Here is a 19,558-nt window from a genome sequence, read left to right as displayed (position 1 = left end):
CAGCCTCGCCCACTCCCATCCCTCGGGTATCTCGAACGGGATCTCGTCCTCGATGCAGACCGGATCGGACTCGCGGCCCCTGGCGTCCACCCTCTTCTCATAGCGGCGGCCATCGGAACCGGCGAAGATGATCGACTCACCGCCCTTCGGGGCCCTCATCTTCCCCTCGGCCACGAGCCGCCGGCGCTGCCCGCGGATGCGCTCGAGCAGGACGCCGGCGGGCTCGTCTGCGGGGTCCTGCGGCACGAGCCCTCCCTGAACCGCCAGCTGCAGCACCGACTTGCGCAGGCGGCCGGGCAGCGCGGCGTCGAGCTCCTCGCGGGCGCCCTCGAGCTCGCCGTACTCCTCGACCAGGGGCATGAGCTCGTTCACCCGCTCGACGATGCGGCGCTGTTCGGCGAGGGGCGGAATAGGATATAAAAACGACTGGAAATTAGCTGCCGACAAATTTGGCTGGGCAGTTCCGTTGTTGAATCTTTTTATGCTTGCCGCTGTTAACGCTGAGTCAAATAGGGCGCTTAGGTATTTAACGGATATTCCAATGCTGTCAATCAGTCTAACAATTACTAACGAAGACGCGATGGCGCCTCGTTCGAAAGGAAAGATGCCGAATTTACCTAGGGACCCTCGTATGTAGAAAACCATATCGCCATGTACCAGCTTCCCAGCATTAAGCAGGTCGTATTGGTCTTCCGTCATATAGAGCATGCTCGTTTCCGAAACAACGCCTCGTTCTACATTGATAGCGCTAACGAAAGGAATTCCGGAATCGTGCAGCTTCGACTTTGCTGGATAGTTCTTCCCCCTGTCGCCATTAAGGATTTGGGCAACGCTTTCCAACCTCGTCCAGCACCACCCCTCGGGCAGCTCCTCAAACGGCACTTCGCTCGTGATGCACTTATCGCTAGTCACGCGGCCCCTGGCGTCCACCCTCTTCTCATAGGGGGAGCCATCGGAACCGATCAGGCGTTCAATTGTGTTCGCAACAAGCGTTTTAAATCTTACGATATGAGCATCCCGGTTGCTTCTGCGCTTCGATGCTCTCGTCTTTAGCGCCCTCCGTTCAGTGGAGGACTGACGGTAAGTGACGCATAACAAGAAGAGGGGGCAACCGCAAATGAAAGCAACCGAGGCGAATCTGCTCGACCTTATGGGCGTAGCGAAGATGCAGTTTGTCATTCCCGTGTACCAGCGAGTTTACTCGTGGAGCGTAAAAGAGTGCGAGGTGCTTTGGGATGACGTCATGCGAGCGGGCCGTGATGGCGTACCGCACTTCGTGGGGTCGATGCTTTATATCCCCGAGTCCGAGAGCTCTGCCACGAGCATTTCGCGCGTGCTTCTGATTGACGGTCAGCAGCGCATGACGACGTTTTCGTTGATGATTGCTGCCTTGGCTGACTATCTGGAGGGTAATCCCGACAAGGCCGGCTTCCTTGGCGATCTCAAGATTTCGGCGCTGCGGAAGAACTACCTCTTTAACGATGATGACTACAACGGTCTGGCGCGCTACAAGCTGGTGCTTTCGCAGGACGATAAAGAGACGCTGTTCTCCATCGTGTCTGGGTCTCCCGTGCCAGATGAAAAATCGGATCGCATTGTCGAGAACCACGCGTTCTTCCGTGAAAAGATGCACGGGAAATCATTCGACCCTGCAAGGCTTTGGGCGGGGCTAAACCGCGTGCAGGTCATCGACACTAAGCTCACCGCTGGCGTCGATAATGCCCAGCTCATATTTGAGTCCATGAACTCCAAGGGTAAGCCGCTCACGCCTATTGACCTCATTCGTAACTACGTTCTTATGTCGCTTCCCAACGACGAGCAGACCAAGCTCTACGAGGGTTACTGGCATCCGCTCGAGCGCTTGTTCGGAAAAGGCGGCGAAGAAGAGTTCAATGCATTTATCTGGTACTGGCTGTGGCTTAAAGTTCCCAATAGGATGCCGAAGGAGAACGAGGCCTACTACGAGTTTAAGCGCTATTTCGCCGACGACTACGATGGTGACACCGAGGGTCTGCTTAAGGAGCTGCGCGGGTATGCACATAGATACGCCAGTCTGTTCCTTGGTAAGGAGAAGGACGACGGACTGCACCGAGTGTTCGGCAGAATCGTAAGCCTCGACGTGAAGCAGATAAGGCCCCTCTTAATGTTGCTTTATTCGGTTTACGAGGGGAATGGACTAGACCGCAATGCGTTTTTACGTATCTGCGAGACTATCGAGTCGTTTCTGTTCAGGCGAGCGGTTTGCGGCAGACTTACCACGGGCCTAAATAATTTCTTTGCCGGCATGTATCGCAATCTCGAGCAGCAGGACGATATCGAGGAGTACGTTACGGCGATGCTCCTTATCCACAGCAGCGGTATGACCGCATACTTTCCGACAGACGAGCATTTTGTCGAGGAGTTTAAGACGCGTGACTGCTACAACCGCTTCTCTAAAAAGCGCTATTACCTGGAACGCATGGAGAACTGGCACCACCCGAAGGAGTCCATCTCAGCCGACGATTACCAGATCGAGCACATCATGCCCCAGACGATCGATGATGAGCACGGCTGGAAGGAATCGCTTGGTGAGAACTGGGAAGACGTCCACGACAGGCTGTGCAACAACTTGGGAAATCTTACGCTGACGGGCTACAACCAGGAGTACTCAAACCGGTCGTTCTCGGACAAGCTCAATCTGCCTGACGTCGGATTTAAGTGCAGCCCGCTCTACCTAAACAAATCGATTGTCTCGCATGAAAAATGGGGTGAGGAAGAGATTGGGCAGCGCGCGGACGAGCTGGCGAAAGAAGCGTGCGAGATATGGAAGTATCCCGACCTTCCGGCAGACGTCGTCGACAAGTACCGTCCTTCTCGTGGGGAGTCTGACGAGGCTCCTGTCTGGACTCTGCAGGAGAACCACCCCACTTTTGCCGAAGGTGGGCTCAATCAGAAGCTTTTCGATGAGGTGCGCGAGTCCGTTCTGAGTGGTAACCCTTCGTGGGAGTCCTACATAGCTAAGTACTATGTAGGCTTCAGGTCGGGCAAGCGAAAACTGCATGCCGTGCTAGAAGGCAGGACCAGCAACGGTGGTTGGATTGCCGTTGGCTTGGCAAAGAGTGTGGATGATCTAACGGATCCAGAGGACATGTGCCAGGACAAGCGTACGCAGGGTGGATTTGGCCCGGGCTTACCCACTTACGTTGCGCTTCGGAATGCCGATGACATTCCTGCGGTGCTCGATCTCATAAAGCAGTGCTAGGTTGAAGGCCGGGAATCTAGTTCCCGGCCCTTGCCAGCTCAAAATCGTCGATGGCCCATTCGCCCGTCTACGCCCCCACAATCCCGCGAGTCGCTTGATTTGGTTTACGGCCCTCAGTTTTCGGCATCTGTTACTCGTCGTCTCCGTCGTTGGGGTCGCCCTTGAGGGTGTTGATGTCCAGGTACTGGTTATCGTCCTCTTTTTGCTGGGTTTCCGACTCCGCTTGGGTGGGGCCGCGGAACAGCTGGAATCCCTCAAACGCAATGACGCCGAGCAGGGCAATGACAATGGCGATAAAGGCAACCTTGACTGCCTGCGGAAATTCCGAGAAACGCAGCGCCTTTTCCTTGGCGTAATAATCGGCGAAGCGCTCTTCGCCCGTGCTTTTGGTATAAGCCGGTGCGGACGCGGCCTCCGGGTCATATTCCGGTGCGGGCGTGGCAGCGTACGGATCGTTGAGATAATCGCTCGATGCGGTGCCATAATCCTCGGTCTCGATGCGACCGTTGCCAGCATAGCCATCGGAATAATCGGAATATGCCGCACCGCCCTCATAGTCCGCGGCGCTCGTGTTGGCGGCAAAAAGCGGGTTAACTGGAACATCGAGCGCCGGCATGCCGGTAGAGGTCTCATCCAGATCGGCTGCAGCCCAGGAATCATGGACAACCTGATGGGCAACGGGCTCATCGAGCCTTGCGACCGGAGGCTTGCGTGCCGCAGGAACGGGCAACTGCTGGGCGCTGTACATAACGGTGCTGTCGGCCGATTTGCCCTGCGTCGCTGCAGCGAGAAATGCCGCCGTCTCGGACGGGTCGCTTGCGGGGCGGGGAGCGGGTGTGGGCGCCGAAGTGGGTGCGGGCGTAGGCGCGGGCGTCGAAACGGGCGACTGCGCAGGAGTCAGCGCAGATGCGGACTTGGGCGCAAGTGCGGGATTGGGGTTTGACGGGCGAGCCCCGCCGCCCATGAGTTCGTCGGCGGTCCACGGGCGATCATCCATCACGTCGTCAAGGCTCAGCGAAAACAGGTCGTCTTCACCCTCATCGAACATGCGGTGCACATGTCCACCAATTGCCGGAATCAATCCGCGACCGGTGCATGATGCCTTGCTCAACGCCATTCTGTTCCATCCTTTCGAAATACTAATGACATCGATTATATGGAACTTCCCAAGCGGCTCGGTCTTGGATTCGTGCTTTCCAGAACTCGCGCCCAAAAGGGAGGGCAATCCAGGCGAGTGCCTACTTGTTGCCGGCCGCCGCCTTGGCCTCATTGAGGTAGCTATAGAAGCTGTACTTGGAGATGCCAAAGAACTCGCAGGCGCGCTCGCTCGACTTGGAAATGAGGAAGGCACCGCGACGGTCGAGGTAGCCAATGGCACGAATGCGCTCGTCTTTGGTCATGAGTGCCGCGGGCTTGCCCACAAACTGCTCGCACTCGTGCAGCAGGTCCTCGAGCAGGTCGCCGATGTTCTTGGTAATGGGCTCGGGCTCGGTATAGCCCGTGCCGCCGGTGCCGGTAAAGGCATCGAGCGAGCGCTCAAAAGCCTTCATGAGCGTAATGTCAAAGTTGATGCCCAAAATGCCGACGGGCTTGCCCTCGTCGTTGCGGATAAAGATCGTCGACGATTTGAGCAGCTTACCGTCGGTGGTTTTAGTGAGGTACGGCTCGCGGTCGTGTACATCGGTGGCGCCCTCGTGCATGGACTCAAACACGATATGGCTGGGGCCGTCACCCAGTTTGCGCCCGCTGACGTGGCCGTTTTCGATCACTACGATGGAGTGGTCTACGTCCTCGGTCTCCAGATCGTGGACGACGACTTCGCAGTTGGGGCCAAATTGGAGCGCCAGGCCGTGTGCGAGGCGCTTGTAAAACTCAATCTGTGCGGGGGTCATGTGTACCTTCCTAAAAATTAGTTTGGGCTCACTGTGCCATAAACCACACCTGTTCGCAAATAACGAAAGCGTTGCTGCGTTGTGTGACCGTTCGGCGGCGAAAAAGTACCGATTACGGCAACAAACAATTCGTTAGGTATGCCAATCAAAAAGTGTGATAGAACAGTACTAACAAACTTTTTGTTTGGCATCCACATAAAAGTTCAGCCGTGTGAATGGGATCGGGCTGAAACGCGTATGCGGGGGCCGGCAAGAGAGGACTTAAGGAGTTCACCGTATGGCCGATAAGATCCAGTGGGCGAGCAACACGATGCCCAAGAGCGATGACAAGCACTTGGGAATCATGAGTCTCGACCACGTGAAGAAGGCCCGTGCCTTCCACCAGTCGTTCCCCCAGTACACCGTCACTCCGCTTGCCCGCCTGGACGGCCAGGCCGCGCGCCTAGGCCTGTCCAACCTGTGCGTTAAGGACGAGAGCTATCGCTTTGGCCTCAACGCCTTTAAGGTTCTGGGCGGCTCGTTTGCCATGGCCAGCTACATTGCCGACGAGACCGGCAAGGACGTTGCCGACTGCACCTTCGATTACCTGACCTCCGATCAGCTGGCCGAGGACTTTGGCCAGGCTACATTCTTTACCGCTACCGACGGCAACCATGGCCGCGGCGTGGCATGGGCTGCCAACAAGCTGGGCCAGAAGGCCGTCGTGCACATGCCCAAGGGTTCCACCAAGCCCCGCTTCGATAACATCGCCGCCGAGGGCGCCACGGTGACCATCGAAGAGGTCAACTACGACGAGTGCGTGCGCATGGCTGCCGCCGAGGCTGACGCCTGCGAGCGTGGCGTCATCGTTCAGGACACCGCCTGGGAGGGCTACGAGAAGATCCCGTCCTGGATCATGGAGGGCTACGGCACCATGGCTTCCGAGGCTGCCGAGCAGCTGCGCGAGATGGCCATCAACCGCCCGACCCACGTGTTTGTCCAGGCTGGCGTGGGTTCGCTCGCCGGCGCCGTGGTGGGCTACTTCACCAACCTGTATCCCGATAACCCGCCCACCTTCGTCGTGGTTGAGTGCGCGCCTGCCGCCTGCCTGTACAAGGGCGCTGCCGCTGGCGACGGCGATCCGCGCATCGTGGACGGTGACATGCCCTCCATCATGGCCGGTCTGTGCTGCGGCGAGCCCAACATCCTGGGCTGGGATATCCTGCGCAACCATGCCACCGCCTTCGTGTCCTGCCCCGACTGGGTCACCGCTCGCGGCATGCGCACCCTGGGCGCTCCCGAGAAGGGCGACCCGCGCGTCATCTCCGGCGAGTCCGGCGCTGTGACCACCGGCCTGGTCGAGACCCTCATGCTCGATCCCGAGTACGCCGAGCTCAAGGAACTCATCGGCCTGGACAAGACGAGCTCCGTGCTCTGCTTCTCCACGGAAGGTGACACGGACCCCGACCAGTACCGCCGCATCGTCTGGGAAGGCGAATACCCCACTTGCTAATACTGGGCGGAATAAATAGGTATCGCTCCGCCACCTCACAGGTAGATTCCTTCGTTTGAAAGGTTAAGAACAATGGCTAAAGAACTCGATTTCGACGCTATCAAGGCTGCTGCTGAGTCCCATCGTGCTGATATGACTCGCTTCCTGCGCGCTATGATCTCTCACCCCTCTGAGTCCTGCGAGGAGGGCGAGGTTGTCGCCTGCATCAAGGCCGAGATGGAGAGCCTTGGCTATGACGAGGTCAAGGTCGACGGCCTGGGCAACGTTATGGGCTTTATGGGCGAGGGCGACAAGATTATCGCTATCGACTCCCACATCGACACCGTCGGCATCGGCAACATCGAGAACTGGGACGCCGATCCCTATGAGGGCTACGAGACCGACGAGATCATCTACGGCCGCGGCGGCTCCGACCAGGAGGGTGGCATGGCTTCTGCTACCTACGCTGCCAAGATGATGAAGGACATGGGCCTCATCCCCGAGGGCTACAAGATCATGGTCGTCGGCACCGTCCAGGAAGAGGACTGCGACGGCATGTGCTGGCAGTACATCTACAACAAGGACGGCATTAAGCCCGAGTTCGTCATTTCCACCGAGCCCACCGACGGCGGCATCTATCGCGGTCACCGCGGCCGCATGGAGATCCGCGTCGACGTTCACGGCACCTCCTGCCACGGCTCCGCTCCCGACCGCGGCGACAACGCCATCTACAAGATGGCCGACATCATCGCCGACGTCCGCGCCCTCAACAACAACGGCTGCGACGAGTCGACCGACATCAAGGGCCTCGTCAAGATGCTCGACCCCAAGTACAACCCCGAGCACTTCGAGGACGCCCGCTTCCTGGGCCGCGGCACCTGCACCGTCAGCCAGATCTTCTACACCAGCCCCAGCCGCTGCGCTGTCGCTGACTCCTGCGCCATCTCCATCGACCGTCGCATGACCGCCGGCGAGACCTGGGAGTCCTGCCTGGACGAGATCCGCAACCTGCCGGCCGCCAAGAAGTACGGCGACGACGTGAAGGTCTCCATGTACATGTACGACCGTCCGTCCTGGACCGGCGAGGTCTACGAGACCGAGGCTTACTTCCCCACGTGGATCAACAAGGAGACCGCTCCGCACGTCAAGGCCCTCGTCGACGCCCACAAGGCCATGTTCGGTGACGAGCGCATCGGCTGCGAGCCCAGCATGGACAAGCGCACCGGTCGTCCGCTGTGCGACAAGTGGACCTTCTCTACGAACTGTGTTTCCATCCAGGGCCGCTACGGCATCCCCTGCGTCGGCTTTGGCCCGGGTGCCGAGTCTCAGGCTCACGCTCCCAACGAGGTCACCTACAAGGACGACCTGGTCACCGCTGCCGCCATGTATGTGGCTGCCCTGAACCTCTACGATCCGAGCCAGGCCGATGGCGATGCCACCGTGTTCCGCGCCGGTCTGACCAACAACAAAATCGACTAGTCCCATTCCTCGATCTTGTTGAGCCGGGGACAGTTTATGCCCCCGGTGCCTCCTGTTGACTTGGGGCCCGCGGTCGTTATCTCCCATGCTTCCTCGACGGTGGCGGGTCCTCGTCATAGCGTTCTGCATGTTCTAGCCACACGCGCATGCCGGAGCGCATCTACTCATTGCGATCGTTTCACCTTTAGAAAGGACATTTCCATGGACGCCAAGTTTACCGAGCTCGTCGAGCAGCTGAACGGCCTCGACTTTAAGGGTATGTACGGCAGCGACTTCCTGCACACCTGGGACAAGACCACCGATGAGCTCAAGGCGCTCTACATCGTCGCCGACGCTCTGCGCGAGCTGCGCGAGAACAACGTTTCGTCCAAGATCTTCGATTCGGGCCTGGCCGTCTCCCTGTTCCGCGACAACTCCACCCGTACGCGCTTCTCCTTCTCTAAGGCTGCCAACCTGCTCGGCCTTGAGCTGCAGGACCTGGACGAGAAGAAGTCCCAGATCGCTCACGGCGAGACCGTCCGCGAGACCGCTACCATGATTTCCTTCATGGCCGACGTCATCGGCATCCGCGACGACATGTACATCGGCAAGGGCGACGCCTACATGGCTGAGGTCTCCGAGTCTGTCCAGCAGGCTTACGAGGACGGCGTTCTGGATCACCGTCCCACGCTCATCTCCCTGCAGTCCGACTCCGATCACCCCACGCAGTCCTCTGCCGACATGCTCTACCTTATCAACGAGTTTGGCGGCCTCGAGAACCTCAAGGGCAAGAAGGTTGCCGTCACCTGGGCCTATTCGCCCTCTTACGGCAAGCCGCTGTCCTGCCCGCAGTCGCTGATCAGCCTGCTGCCCCGCTTTGGCATGGACGTCACCCTGGCTCACCCCGAGGGCTACGACCTCATGCCCGAGGTCGTCGAGCGCGCCAAGACCTATGCCGCCGAGTCCGGCACCACCTTTAAGCAGGTCAACACCATGGCCGAGGCCTTCGAGGGCGCCGACATCGTGATCCCCAAGAGCTGGGCTCCGTTTGCCGCCATGGAGAAGCGCACCAACCTGTACGCCGAGGGCGACGACGCCGGCATCGCAGCGCTCGAGAAGGAGCTGCTCGCCCAGAACGCCACCCATCAGGACTGGTGCTCCACGACCGAGCTCATGGAGAAGACTGCCAACGGCCAGGACACCATCTTTATGCACCCGCTGCCCGCCGACATCTCCGGTGTCTCTTGCGAGCACGGCGAGGTCAACGCCGACGTCTTCGACATGCACCGCGTGGGCATGTACAAGGAGGCCAGCTACAAGCCGTACGCCATCGCTGCCATGATGTTCCTGCAGAAGGTTGCCGATCCCGCCGCTACCCTCAAGGCCCTCGACGAGCGCAACACCGCCCGTTGGTTCCAGGCCTAAAGCTGGGCTGAGGTAAGCCATGTAAAGGGGGCGCTCTGCCAACCGGCGGGGTGCCCCCTTTTTTGCATCGGGGCATGCGGGATAAGCGCTTTCGATGTAGATGCCCCGCGGCGCGAGTTATGGGTACGATGGTTTCAGGGGAGGTATCGCCATGAAACTCGGTTGCGTGATTATGGCCTCGGGCGAGGGCAAGCGGTTTGGCTCTAACAAGATGCTCGCCGATATCTATGGCGAGCCGCTGATTGCCCGGACCATCGATTCGGTTCCCCAGGGCTTTGACGCCGTGGTTTCGACGCGTTGGCCCGAGGTCGCCCAGATTTGCGAGGACAAGCATTGCCCGTGCGTGCTGCACGATGGCGAGCTGCGCAGCGAAAGCGTCCGCGCGGGCCTTTCGTGGGGGGTCGAACGCAACTGGAAAGGTTGCCTCTTTTTGCCGGGCGACCAGCCGCTCGTGAGTTCGGATTCTTTTGAGGCTATGGTTCGTGCATTTGACGAGCGTGGCCGCAAGCATCCGGTGCGTCTTGCGTGCAACGGCGAGCCTTCGAGCCCGGTGCTCTTTCCTAGGCAGCTGTTCGATGCGCTTATGTGTCTTGAGGGCAAGGACGGCGGCGGTTCGATCCTCAAGGACCGTACCGACGTGATGCTGGTCGAGGCACGTGCCTACGAGCTGTGGGACGTCGATACCGCCAAGGGACAGCAACGCATAACGGAGCATATCGCCGCCTGCTCGTATTTTGATCGCGTGGCCAACTGCATCAATCAATAAGGAGCAATTATGATCATCATCAAAAACGGCGCGCTCGTGACGCCCCAGGGGCTTCGCCGCGCCGATCTTGCCATGGATGGCGATAAGATCGTACGGATCGCCGCGGCGATTGAGCCGGCCGAGGGCGATACCGTCGAGGATGCCGCGGGCTGCTGGGTGTTTCCCGGCTTTATCGACGGCCACACGCACATGCAGTGCTGGACCGGCATGGATTGGACAGCCGATAGCTTTGAGACCGGCACGCGCGCGGCTGCCTGCGGCGGTACGACGACCATCGTCGACTACGCGACGGCCGATCGCGGCGTGACCATGCCCGATGCCTTGGCCGAGTGGCACCGCCGCGCCGACGGAACCTGCACGGCTAACTACGCCTTTCATATGGCACTCGCCGAGTGGAACGAGCGCAACCGCGCCGATCTTTCGGCCATACGCGAGGCGGGCGTATCGTCGTTTAAGACCTACTTTGCCTACGACCACCTGCGCTTGGACGATGCCGAGACGCTCGAGGTGCTGGAGGAGCTCAAGCATATTGGCGGTATCCTGTGCGTGCATTGCGAGAACGGTACGCTGGTGAATGAGCTGCAGAAGCGCGTGTTTGAGCAGGGTATCCACGGGCCCGAGGGCCATGCGCTCAGCCGTCCGGATGTGTGCGAGGCTGAGGCAGTGAGCCGTCTGCTATACCTGGCGCACCTGGCCGGCGACGCACCGGTCAACGTGGTGCACCTTTCGACCAAGCTGGGGCTCGAGGCCATCCGTGCCGCCAAGGCGCGCGGGCAGAAGAATATCTATGTCGAGACCTGCCCTCAGTATCTGATGCTCGACGATACGTGCTATTTGGAGCAGGGCGAGGACGGCTTTGCGGGCGCCAAATATGTGATGAGCCCGCCGCTGCGCCATGCGGGTGACCGTGCGGCACTGCGCGAGGCGCTTGTGGCCGGCGAGATCGATACGATTGCGACCGACCACTGCAGCTTTAACCTGCATGGGCAAAAGGACCGCGGGCGCGACGACTTCCGCGCGATTCCCAACGGCGGGCCCGGTGTGGAGCATCGCCCCGTCGCGATCGCTACGAGCTTTGAGGGACAGCTGGGTCCTGAGGATCTGTGCCGCTTGATGAGCGAGAACCCGGCGCGCGTCTTTGGCATGTATCCGCGCAAGGGTTGTCTTGCCGAGGGCTCCGATGCCGATGTGTGCGTGTGGGATCCCCAGGCACGCTGGACGATCAGCGCCGCGACGCAGCATCAGGCCGTGGACTACACGCCGCTCGAGGGCTTTGAGGCACATGGCCGCGCCAAGGCTGTGTTTGTGAACGGCGTGCTGGCCGCGTGCGACGGCGAGCCCACCGGAGCCCAGCCCGGCCGCTACGTCCCCCGCTAGCAGGAAGATCACCGGATTCCCCTCCGCAGTTGCGGTGAAATACGGACTGTTTGCGGCCGTTAGGCGGCCAAACAGTCCGTATTTCACCGCAACTGACGAGATGGGGCCGGCTACTTGAGGCTGGTGGCGATGAGGGGGCGGTTGAGGGCTGCCTCGAAGCGATCTGCCATCGTGGGGTCGCTGAGCGTGTCGACTTGGTTGAGCATGATACGGGCATTGTTGAGGTTCAGCATCCGCAGCTCGGCATTGAGCACCTGGGCGACGCGCTCGGGCGTGGCGATGTCGGTGAGCTCGCAGCCGCAACGCTCGCAAAAGAGCTCGGGGCGGTGGACGGCTTCGTTGATGGGCTTGCTGAGCCCCGAGGCGCCGACGAGCCAGATGACGTTGGCCGTGCCGGCGGGAACGACCGGCTCCCACGGGGCATGCGCCTTGAGCGGGAGCCGCTTGCTGCCGTCCGCCTCGGCCAGGACGTAGTCAAAGCGCTGCGCCAGCTGGTCGAGCGGCTCGGCAGGGGAGGAGAGTTTGCCCGTCTCCGGGTCCAAAACACCCGCCTGGCAGATACTTCCGCGGCTCATGCCCGCGCATGCCTCGCAGGTGCAACCGGGGACATGCGAGGCGCCCGGCTTCCAAGGCGCGGCGTCCAGGCGACGATTCGACCCGTCCCATGGCACGCCGGCAACGGGAAGCATATGCGTGGTGGTGCAGAGGAGCACGCGGCCGCCAGCGCGCATGAGCTCAAGACCCAGCGTTTTGAGCAACGTCGACTTGCCGCCGCTGCCGATAATCGCGGTAATGCCCGGCTCGATCCTGAGCGCCGAGGCAAGATTGCCGCTAACCGTTTCCATCTGTTCACCGCCGTATAATACTGTGATAATAAATAATCATCAGAGTAGCGGTCGAACCGCTTTTGCTCTGCTCAAACCGTAGCACAGGGAGGTGCCCCGGGAATGCTCGTTTATGTTCGCGGCGCCGGCGATATCGCCACGGGTGTCGCCGCTCGCTTGGTGCACGCCGGCGTGTCGGTCGTTATGGCCGATATCGCGGTTCCCACGTGCATCCGCCGCACAATCAGTTTTTGCGAGGCTATTCGTCTGGGCGAGGTCCAGGTCGAGGGCATTCGCGCTCGCTTGGCGCAGACGCCGGCAGAGGCGCTCGAGATTACCCAAGCGGGGGATGTTGCCGTCGTGGTGGACCCTCAGGCCAAGATGCTCGATGAGCTTAAACCCGCGGCTGTGGTCGACGCGATTCTGGCCAAGCGCAACCTGGGCACCACGCGCGACATGGCGCCTACCGTCATCGCCGTGGGGCCGGGCTTTACCGCGCCGGTCGATTGCGACGCCGTGGTCGAGACCATGCGCGGGCATTTTTTGGGCCGTGTCATTACCCAGGGCTCGCCCCAGCCCAACACGGGCGTGCCGGGCGTGATCGCCGGCTATGGCAAGGAGCGCGTTATCCACAGCCCCGCCGCCGGCGTGTTTCGGTCCGACCGCGCAATCGGCGACATCGTGAGCGCCGGAGACGTGATTGGCTACGCGGACGATACGCCCATGTGCACGCAGATCGATGGCTGTCTGCGCGGGCTTTTGGCGAACGGCGTGCGGGTGACTGAGGGCTTTAAATGCGCCGATGTCGATCCGCGCGGCGATGCCAGCTATATCAACTACATTTCGGACAAGGCGACGTCGGTCGGCGGCGGCGTGCTCGAGGCACTCGCTATGCTCACCGATATCTTTAGAGGATAGAAGGCGGCAATGGAAAAGCTCGATGTTGTGAATGCGGCGCTTGTCGCCCTGCGTGCTGGCGAGATGTGCGAGCTCGTGGTCGTGGCCGGCACGGCGGGGTCGTCGCCGCGCGGCGTGGGCGCCTGGATGGCCGTCTTTGCCGACGGTAGCCAGGCGGGCACCATCGGCGGCGGCAAGATCGAGCTCTTTGCGCTGGACGAGGCGCGAGAGCTGCTGGCCGCGGGGCAATCGCGTCTGGTCCGCTACACCATGGGCAGCGAGAACTCCGATACCGGCATGATCTGCGGCGGAGCCATCTGCCTGTGCTACCTGCATCTGGATGCGACTCAGGCACCGTTGTTCCAGGAAATTGCCGACGTCTTGGTCTATCGGCGCATCGGCGACTTTGTCATCGACTTTGAGCCGTTTATCGCAAGCGCGCTCGAAAGCGACGCTGCCGAATACCATGGCGAGGAGTCGCGCCGCACCATTGTGGGTTGCCCCGGGCTTTCGCTGACGGAAGAGGGGAGTAAGGTTACCTACACCAATGCCGCCTCCGAGATTCCTCCCGCGCACATCGAGACGCTCTGCCCCGAGGGGCTGACCTATATCTTTGGCTGCGGCCACGTGGGCGCCGCGACGGCGCGGGTGCTCACGGCGGCGGGCTTTGCCGTCGTGGCGTGCGACGACCGCCCCGGCACGCTGACCCCCGATTGGGTGCCCGGTGTCTACGACCGTCGTCTGGTCGACTACAAGAACCTGAGCAAGCAGTGCCCCATCGGCCCGCGCGATCTGGTGGTCGTCGCCACGGCGGGGCACAAGTCCGATATCGACGTGGTGATTCAGGCCATGCGTGCCAAGCCTGCCTACCTGGGCTGTCTGGGTTCGCGCCGCAAGACGGCCTTTGTGCGCGCCCGCCTGGAGCAGGAAGGCTTTACGCAGGACCAGATCGACGAGCTGCACCTTCCGATCGGCGTTGCCATCGAGGCCGAGGACCCCGAGGAGATCGCCATCTCCATCGCCGCCGAGATGATCCACCTGCGCCGCACCAAACTCGTCCCCCGCAAGCGTTAATCGCATCCCCACCAATTAAGTTGCGGTGAAATACGGATTGTTTAAGCCTGTTAGGCCGCCCAACAGTCCCTATTTCACCGCAACTGCTTTTTGGGACCCATTTGTGCGGGGGAGTTGTGGAGTTGTGCAGGCAGACGAGGTTTTTCTGGAAATACGCTCCCGATGCGCGTATAGTACCGATTGTTTTGTCGGCTCCTGCTGTGTCGAGTCCAAACCGCAAAATGCCATGAGCGGCGCGGATGCAGCCAGGAGGCACGAGGACAACCCATCGTGGCCACGCCCCGTGCTTAAAACCCCAAGAAGGAGTGAACAATGGCAGAAGAGAAGTATGTGCCGCGTCTGAAGACCAAGTACAACAACGAGGTCAAGCAGCAGCTTCAGGACAAGTTCCAGTACGAGAACGTCATGATGATCCCCAAGTTTGAGAAGATCGTCGTGAACATGGGTGTCGGCGAGGCCGCTACCGATTCCAAGGCCATCGACGGTGCCGTGCGCGACCTGCGCGCCATCACCGGCCAGCAGCCGATGATCACCCGTGCCCGCAAGTCCATCGCTACCTTCCGCCTGCGCGCTGGTATGCCGATCGGCTGCAAGGTTACCCTGCGTGGCGACCGTATGTGGGAGTTCTTCGATCGTCTGACCTCCGTCGCGATCCCCCGTATCCGCGACTTCCGCGGCATCTCCGCCAAGAGCTTCGACGGCCGTGGTAACTTCTCCATGGGCGTCACCGAGCAGCTCATCTTCCCCGAGATCGACTTCGACTCCGTCGATCACCAGCGTGGTATGGACATCACTTTCGTGACCACCGCCAACACCGATGAGGAGGCCAAGGCCCTTCTGGACGCCTTCGGTTTCCCGTTCAAGAAATAGGTTCACCTGCCCTATAAGCGCCGTCCCCACAAGGGGGCGGCGCTTGGGGCGAACAATACTCTATGTGAGGAGGATATAAGTGGCTAAGACATCGATGATCGTCAAGTGCAATCGCAAGCAGAAGTTCTCTACTCGTGAGTACACGCGCTGCCAGCGCTGCGGCCGTCCGCACTCTGTGTACCGCAAGTTCGGCCTGTGCCGTGTCTGCTTCCGCGAGCTTGCACTCAAGGGCGAGCTTCCCGGCGTTAAGAAGGCCAGCTGGTAAGTCACTACCAGCGTTTCAAGCATCAGTTTGGAACAGGGAAAACGCGCTAAAAAGGCTTTGCCGTTAAGGGCGGCGAAGAACCAAGAGCACGTGTTCATCAAGAACGAAGGAGAATCTGTATGAACCTTACAGACCCGATCGCAGATATGCTTACGCGCATCCGTAACGCTAACTCTGTGAACAAGGCCACGGTCTCCATGCCGAGCAGCAAGAAGCTCGTCGAGATCGCTCGTGTTCTGCACGAGGAGGGCTACATCGAGGGCTACGATGTCGAGGACACCGTTCCCCAGAAGACTCTGCACATCACGCTTAAGTATGGTCCCAAGAAGGCTAAGGTCATCAACGGCATCCGCCGCATTTCCAAGCCGGGCCTGCGTAAGTACACCAGCGTTGCCGACATGCCCCGCGTCCGCGGTGGCCTTGGTACCGCCATTATTTCCACCAGCCATGGCGTCATGACCGACCGCGATGCTCGCAAGCACAACGTCGGCGGCGAGATCATCGCTTACGTCTGGTAATTCGCTCGGTAGGTAGAAGGAAAGGAGATCACCGTGTCTCGTATCGGTAATAAGCCTGTCCAGATTCCCGCCGGAGTCGAAGTGGCAGTCAACGGCAACAACGTTGTCGTCAAGGGCCCCAAGGGCCAGCTCGAGCTCGATGTCTTTGAGAAGCTCGCTATCAACGTCGAGGACAACGTCCTCACCGTTTCCCGTCCCGACGACGAGCGTGAGACCCGTGCCCGCCACGGCCTCACGCGCGCCCTCATCCACAACATGGTTGTTGGCGTTTCCGAGGGCTTCGAGAAGAAGCTCGAGCTCGCCGGCGTCGGTTACCGCGTGCAGCAGAAGGGTAAGAACCTCGAGTTCTCCCTGGGCTTCTCGCACCCCGTGATCGTCGAGGCTCCCGAGGGCATCACCTTCGAGGTTCCCGACAACACCCACGTGAACGTCAAGGGTATCAACAAGCAGCAGGTCGGTCAGATCGCCGCTGAGATCCGCGGCCATCGTCCTCCCGAGCCTTACAAGGGCAAGGGTATCCACTACGTTGGCGAGCACATCCGCCGCAAGCTGGGTAAGGCCGCCAAGTAGTCGTAACCGACTCACTCGCATAAGACCAGCACCCCGTCAGGTGCTGGCAAGATCAACCTTTTTAGGAGTTTACGTATGAACAAGCATAAGGCGAAGCTGGAAGGCCTCAAGCGTCGTCAGCGTCGTGTTCGCGGCAAGGTCTCGGGTACCTCCGAGCGTCCGCGTCTTCGCGTGACCCGTACTAACGCCAACATCTATGCCCAGATCATCGACGACAGCAAGGGCTCCAGCCTGACGCTCGTCTCCGCCTCGACCCTCGAGGCCGAGTTCAAGGGCACCCACACCTCGAACAAGGAGGCTGCGGAGAAGGTCGGTCAGCTCGTTGGCAAGCGCGCCATCGAGGCCGGCATCACCAAGGTCGCCTTCGATCGCGGTGGCCGTATCTACCATGGCCGCGTCAAGGCCCTCGCCGACGGTGCTCGTGCCGCCGGTCTCGAGTTCTAGGAGGTATGTAGCACATGGCTCGTAATCAGAAGCAGCAGCGCGAGGCCTCCGAGTTCGAGGAGCGCGTCGTTTACATCAACCGCGTGTCGAAGACCGTCAAGGGTGGTCGTCGCATGAGCCTCGTCGCTCTCGTCGTCGTTGGCGACGGCAAGGGCAACGTCGGCGTTGGCATGGGCAAGTCCGCTGAGGTGCCCCTGGCCATCTCCAAGGCGTCTCTCGATGCCAAGAAGAACATGTTCCACGTGCCGGTGACTGACCAGGGCACCATTCCGCACGAGGTTCTCGGTCACTTTGGTGCCGGCCGCATCATCATCAAGCCCGCTGTCGAGGGTACCGGCGTTATCGCCGGCGGCGCTGTGCGTCCCCTCTTCGAGCTTGCTGGCATCAAGAACGTCCTGTCCAAGTCCCTCGGTACCGACAACGGCCTCAACATCATCAAGGCTGCCGTCGAGGGCCTCAAGGAGCTCTCCAGCCCTGAGGACGTCGCGGCTCGCCGTGGCCTGACGGTCTCCGAGATGTTCGTCGGTAAGGAGAACTAAGCATGGCTGACACCATCAAGATCAAGCAGGTCCGCAGCACCAACGGTTGCAAGCAGGACCAGGTCCGTACTGTCCGTGCCCTCGGTCTCCACAGGATCCGCGAGGTTCGCGAGATTGCTGACAACGAGTCCGTCCGCGGCATGATCTTCAAGGTCAAGCACCTTGTCGAGATTGTAGAGGAGTAGCAAATGCAGCTTCACGATCTTACTCCCGCGCCCGGTTCCACCAAGAACCGCAAGCGCGTCGGCCGTGGCAATTCTTCGGGTCACGGCACCACTTCTGGCCGCGGTCAGAAGGGCCAGGGTTCCCGCTCTGGCGGCACCAAGGGTGCCGGCTTCGAGGGTGGCCAGACTCCGCTGGCTATGCGCCTGCCCAAGCTTCCGGGCTTCCGCAACCCCCGTCGTATCGAGTACACCGCTGTTAACGTTGAGCGCCTCGAGCGCAAGTTCGAGGACGGCGCTGTGATCGACGGTGCCGCTCTTAAGGCCGCTCGCATCATCAAGAGCGAGTTCGAGCCCGTCAAGGTGCTCGGCAATGGTGAGCTCACCAAGAAGTTCACGGTCAAGGTCGACAAGGTCAGCGCTTCTGCGCAGGCCAAGATCGAGGCCGCCGGCGGAAAGGTCGAGCTGCCGTGCTAAATGGTCTTAAGAATGCTTTCCGCATCAAAGAATTGCGCGAAAAGATTCTTTTTACCATAGCTATGCTCGTCGTGTACCGCATTGGTGCGCACGTTCCTGTGCCCGGCATTCCCTTCCAGGGGATGCTGGGCCTTTTCTCGACCGATAACAATTCGGTCGCCGCAGGTGCTATGGCCCTCCTGAATCTTTTCTCTGGTGGCGCGTTGAGCTATGTTTCGGTGTTCTCTCTGGGCATCATGCCTTACATCACCAGCTCGATCATCCTCCAGATGCTCCAGGCCGTTGTGCCTTCCCTGCATGAGCTTGCCCGCGAGGGCGAGGTCGGTCAGACCAAGATTACGCAGTATTCGCGTTACCTCACCCTGGCTCTGGCAATCCTCAACTCCGTGGGTTACCTCTTCCTCTTTAAGAGCTTCGGCATCAGCTTTAATGGAGCCGGCGCTCCCGAGATCATCTTCGATCTCATGGTCGTCGGCACGCTCACCGCGGGCGCCATGCTGATTATGTGGATTGGTGAGCTCATCACCCAGCGCGGTATCGGCAATGGCATGTCGCTGATCATCTTTGCGAACATCATGGCCGGCCTGCCGCAGGCGATCTTCTCCAGCACCGAGGGCAATGCCGGTGGCATCATCACCATGGTGATCATCTGCGCCATCATCCTGCTGGTCATCCCGCTGATTGTTTTCCTTGAGCGCGGCCAGCGCCGCATCCCGGTCTCCTACGCTAAGCGCGTCGTAGGCCGTCGCATGATGGGTGGCCAGACCACCTACCTGCCCATCAAGGTCAACACCGCGGGTGTCGTGCCGATCATCTTCGCTTCGGCGCTGCTGTACTTCCCGGCCCAGATTGCCGTGTTCTTCCCTGGCATCGGCTGGATTCAGGCAGTTGCCTCTGCGCTTTCGACCGGTTGGCTCAACTGGGTGCTTAACGTTGTCCTCATCGTATTCTTCGCGTACTTCTACACTTCCATGGTGTTCAACCCCGATGACACGGCCGACAACCTTAAGAAGCAGGGCGGCTTTATTCCGGGCGTGCGTCCGGGTAGGGCTACCGCGGCCTACATCAAGAACGCGCTCAACAAGATCACGCTTCCCAGCGCTGTCTTTTTGGCGCTCATCGCCATCGTGCCTTCGATCATCTTCTCCTTCACGGGTAACCATCTGATCCAGGCATTTGGCGGCACGTCCATCCTCATCATGGTCGGCGTCGTGCTCGACACGGTCGATAAGCTCGAAGGCCAGATCAAGATGTATGATTACGATGGATTCTTTAAATAGGCTAGAGGA

General features: G+C 60.3%; 21 protein-coding genes. 17 read left to right on the top strand and 4 right to left on the bottom strand.

Annotation, left to right across the window (positions count from 1 at the left end; all coding sequences use genetic code 11):
* Positions 1 to 1,179, bottom strand: a 1,179-nt coding sequence (locus RX395_RS06830; protein ID WP_316366439.1) for a restriction endonuclease subunit S, incomplete at its 3' end; no start/stop codon positions are given.
* Here RX395_RS06830 and RX395_RS06825 point away from each other — a divergent pair.
* Positions 1,118 to 3,241: a DUF262 and DUF1524 domain-containing protein gene (locus RX395_RS06825; protein ID WP_316366437.1), complete on the top strand. Its 2,124-nt coding sequence runs from the start codon at positions 1,118 to 1,120 to the stop codon at positions 3,239 to 3,241. The two genes, RX395_RS06830 and RX395_RS06825, sit on opposite strands and share 62 nt — an antisense overlap.
* A gap of 130 nt (positions 3,242 to 3,371) precedes the next feature.
* Here the strand turns inward: RX395_RS06825 and RX395_RS06820 are convergent, their stop codons facing one another.
* The gene (locus RX395_RS06820; RefSeq protein ID WP_316366435.1) at positions 3,372 to 4,358 is read right to left on the bottom strand and encodes a hypothetical protein; all 987 of its coding nucleotides are present in this window, start codon (positions 4,356 to 4,358) and stop codon (positions 3,372 to 3,374) included.
* A 121-nt stretch (positions 4,359 to 4,479) separates the two neighbouring features.
* Positions 4,480 to 5,133 carry a helix-turn-helix transcriptional regulator gene (locus RX395_RS06815; RefSeq protein WP_316366433.1) on the bottom strand — a complete coding sequence of 218 codons (654 nt, stop codon included), beginning with the start codon at positions 5,131 to 5,133 and terminating at the stop codon, positions 4,480 to 4,482.
* Between the two features lie 277 nt (positions 5,134 to 5,410).
* On the opposite strand from RX395_RS06815, the gene dpaL reads away from it, so the two are divergent.
* The 5 genes from dpaL to hydA all read left to right on the top strand — a co-directional run bounded on the left by dpaL (position 5,411) and on the right by hydA (position 11,630).
* Positions 5,411 to 6,625 (top strand): diaminopropionate ammonia-lyase, encoded by a 1,215-nt coding sequence (dpaL, locus tag RX395_RS06810; RefSeq protein WP_316366431.1) that lies wholly within the window; start codon positions 5,411 to 5,413, stop codon positions 6,623 to 6,625.
* 72 nt (positions 6,626 to 6,697) lie between these two features.
* Positions 6,698 to 8,083 carry a YgeY family selenium metabolism-linked hydrolase gene (locus tag RX395_RS06805; RefSeq protein ID WP_055252228.1) on the top strand — a complete coding sequence of 462 codons (1,386 nt, stop codon included), beginning with the start codon at positions 6,698 to 6,700 and terminating at the stop codon, positions 8,081 to 8,083.
* Between the two features lie 201 nt (positions 8,084 to 8,284).
* Positions 8,285 to 9,487, top strand: a complete 1,203-nt coding sequence (gene ygeW / locus RX395_RS06800) for a knotted carbamoyltransferase YgeW (protein ID WP_195544492.1) — start codon at positions 8,285 to 8,287, stop codon at positions 9,485 to 9,487.
* Positions 9,488 to 9,638: 151 nt separating this feature from the next.
* Entirely contained in the window at positions 9,639 to 10,253 is a 615-nt protein-coding gene (locus RX395_RS06795) for a nucleotidyltransferase family protein (RefSeq protein WP_316366427.1), read from the top strand.
* Between the two features lie 9 nt (positions 10,254 to 10,262).
* Complete coding sequence (gene hydA / locus RX395_RS06790; protein ID WP_316366426.1) at positions 10,263 to 11,630, top strand: dihydropyrimidinase; 1,368 nt, start codon at positions 10,263 to 10,265, stop codon at positions 11,628 to 11,630.
* A 110-nt stretch (positions 11,631 to 11,740) separates the two neighbouring features.
* Here hydA and yqeC read toward each other — a convergent pair whose 3' ends face one another.
* A complete protein-coding gene (gene yqeC / locus RX395_RS06785; protein ID WP_006235257.1) occupies positions 11,741 to 12,475 on the bottom strand; it encodes a selenium cofactor biosynthesis protein YqeC in 735 nt (244 codons plus the stop codon).
* A 102-nt stretch (positions 12,476 to 12,577) separates the two neighbouring features.
* Here yqeC and yqeB point away from each other — a divergent pair, with 102 nt between their 5' ends.
* The 11 genes from yqeB (at position 12,578) to secY (ending at position 19,549) form a co-directional block, all read left to right on the top strand.
* The gene (yqeB, locus tag RX395_RS06780; protein WP_006235258.1) at positions 12,578 to 13,372 is read left to right on the top strand and encodes a selenium-dependent molybdenum cofactor biosynthesis protein YqeB; all 795 of its coding nucleotides are present in this window, start codon (positions 12,578 to 12,580) and stop codon (positions 13,370 to 13,372) included.
* A 9-nt stretch (positions 13,373 to 13,381) separates the two neighbouring features.
* Positions 13,382 to 14,425, top strand: a complete 1,044-nt coding sequence (locus tag RX395_RS06775) for an XdhC family protein (protein ID WP_316366422.1) — start codon at positions 13,382 to 13,384, stop codon at positions 14,423 to 14,425.
* Positions 14,426 to 14,737: 312 nt separating this feature from the next.
* On the top strand, positions 14,738 to 15,295 hold the full coding sequence (gene rplE, locus RX395_RS06770) for a 50S ribosomal protein L5 (RefSeq protein ID WP_006235260.1): 558 nt from the start codon (positions 14,738 to 14,740) through the stop codon (positions 15,293 to 15,295).
* A 79-nt stretch (positions 15,296 to 15,374) separates the two neighbouring features.
* Positions 15,375 to 15,560 (top strand): type Z 30S ribosomal protein S14, encoded by a 186-nt coding sequence (locus RX395_RS06765; RefSeq protein ID WP_022094280.1) that lies wholly within the window; start codon positions 15,375 to 15,377, stop codon positions 15,558 to 15,560.
* Between the two features lie 119 nt (positions 15,561 to 15,679).
* Positions 15,680 to 16,078 (top strand): 30S ribosomal protein S8, encoded by a 399-nt coding sequence (gene rpsH, locus RX395_RS06760; RefSeq protein ID WP_316366419.1) that lies wholly within the window; start codon positions 15,680 to 15,682, stop codon positions 16,076 to 16,078.
* A 33-nt stretch (positions 16,079 to 16,111) separates the two neighbouring features.
* Positions 16,112 to 16,648: a 50S ribosomal protein L6 gene (gene rplF / locus RX395_RS06755; RefSeq protein WP_006235263.1), complete on the top strand. Its 537-nt coding sequence runs from the start codon at positions 16,112 to 16,114 to the stop codon at positions 16,646 to 16,648.
* 75 nt (positions 16,649 to 16,723) lie between these two features.
* The gene (gene rplR / locus RX395_RS06750) at positions 16,724 to 17,092 is read left to right on the top strand and encodes a 50S ribosomal protein L18 (RefSeq protein ID WP_006235264.1); all 369 of its coding nucleotides are present in this window, start codon (positions 16,724 to 16,726) and stop codon (positions 17,090 to 17,092) included.
* 14 nt (positions 17,093 to 17,106) lie between these two features.
* The gene (rpsE, locus tag RX395_RS06745) at positions 17,107 to 17,631 is read left to right on the top strand and encodes a 30S ribosomal protein S5 (RefSeq protein ID WP_195364328.1); all 525 of its coding nucleotides are present in this window, start codon (positions 17,107 to 17,109) and stop codon (positions 17,629 to 17,631) included.
* A 2-nt stretch (positions 17,632 to 17,633) separates the two neighbouring features.
* Positions 17,634 to 17,816, top strand: a complete 183-nt coding sequence (rpmD, locus tag RX395_RS06740) for a 50S ribosomal protein L30 (protein ID WP_006235266.1) — start codon at positions 17,634 to 17,636, stop codon at positions 17,814 to 17,816.
* A 3-nt stretch (positions 17,817 to 17,819) separates the two neighbouring features.
* Positions 17,820 to 18,269, top strand: coding sequence for a 50S ribosomal protein L15 (gene rplO, locus RX395_RS06735; protein WP_316366414.1), 450 nt, complete (start codon positions 17,820 to 17,822; stop codon positions 18,267 to 18,269).
* The gene (secY, locus tag RX395_RS06730) at positions 18,263 to 19,549 is read left to right on the top strand and encodes a preprotein translocase subunit SecY (protein WP_089573561.1); all 1,287 of its coding nucleotides are present in this window, start codon (positions 18,263 to 18,265) and stop codon (positions 19,547 to 19,549) included. The genes rplO and secY overlap by 7 nt, the downstream gene beginning before the upstream one ends.
* Positions 19,550 to 19,558: the final 9 nt, after the last annotated feature.

It is taken from the genome of Collinsella aerofaciens (assembly GCF_032584215.1).
GTDB lineage: Bacteria > Actinomycetota > Coriobacteriia > Coriobacteriales > Coriobacteriaceae > Collinsella.
The sequence above is the reverse complement of the archived record's forward strand: the minus strand, read 5'-3'. Positions and strand labels throughout refer to the sequence as shown.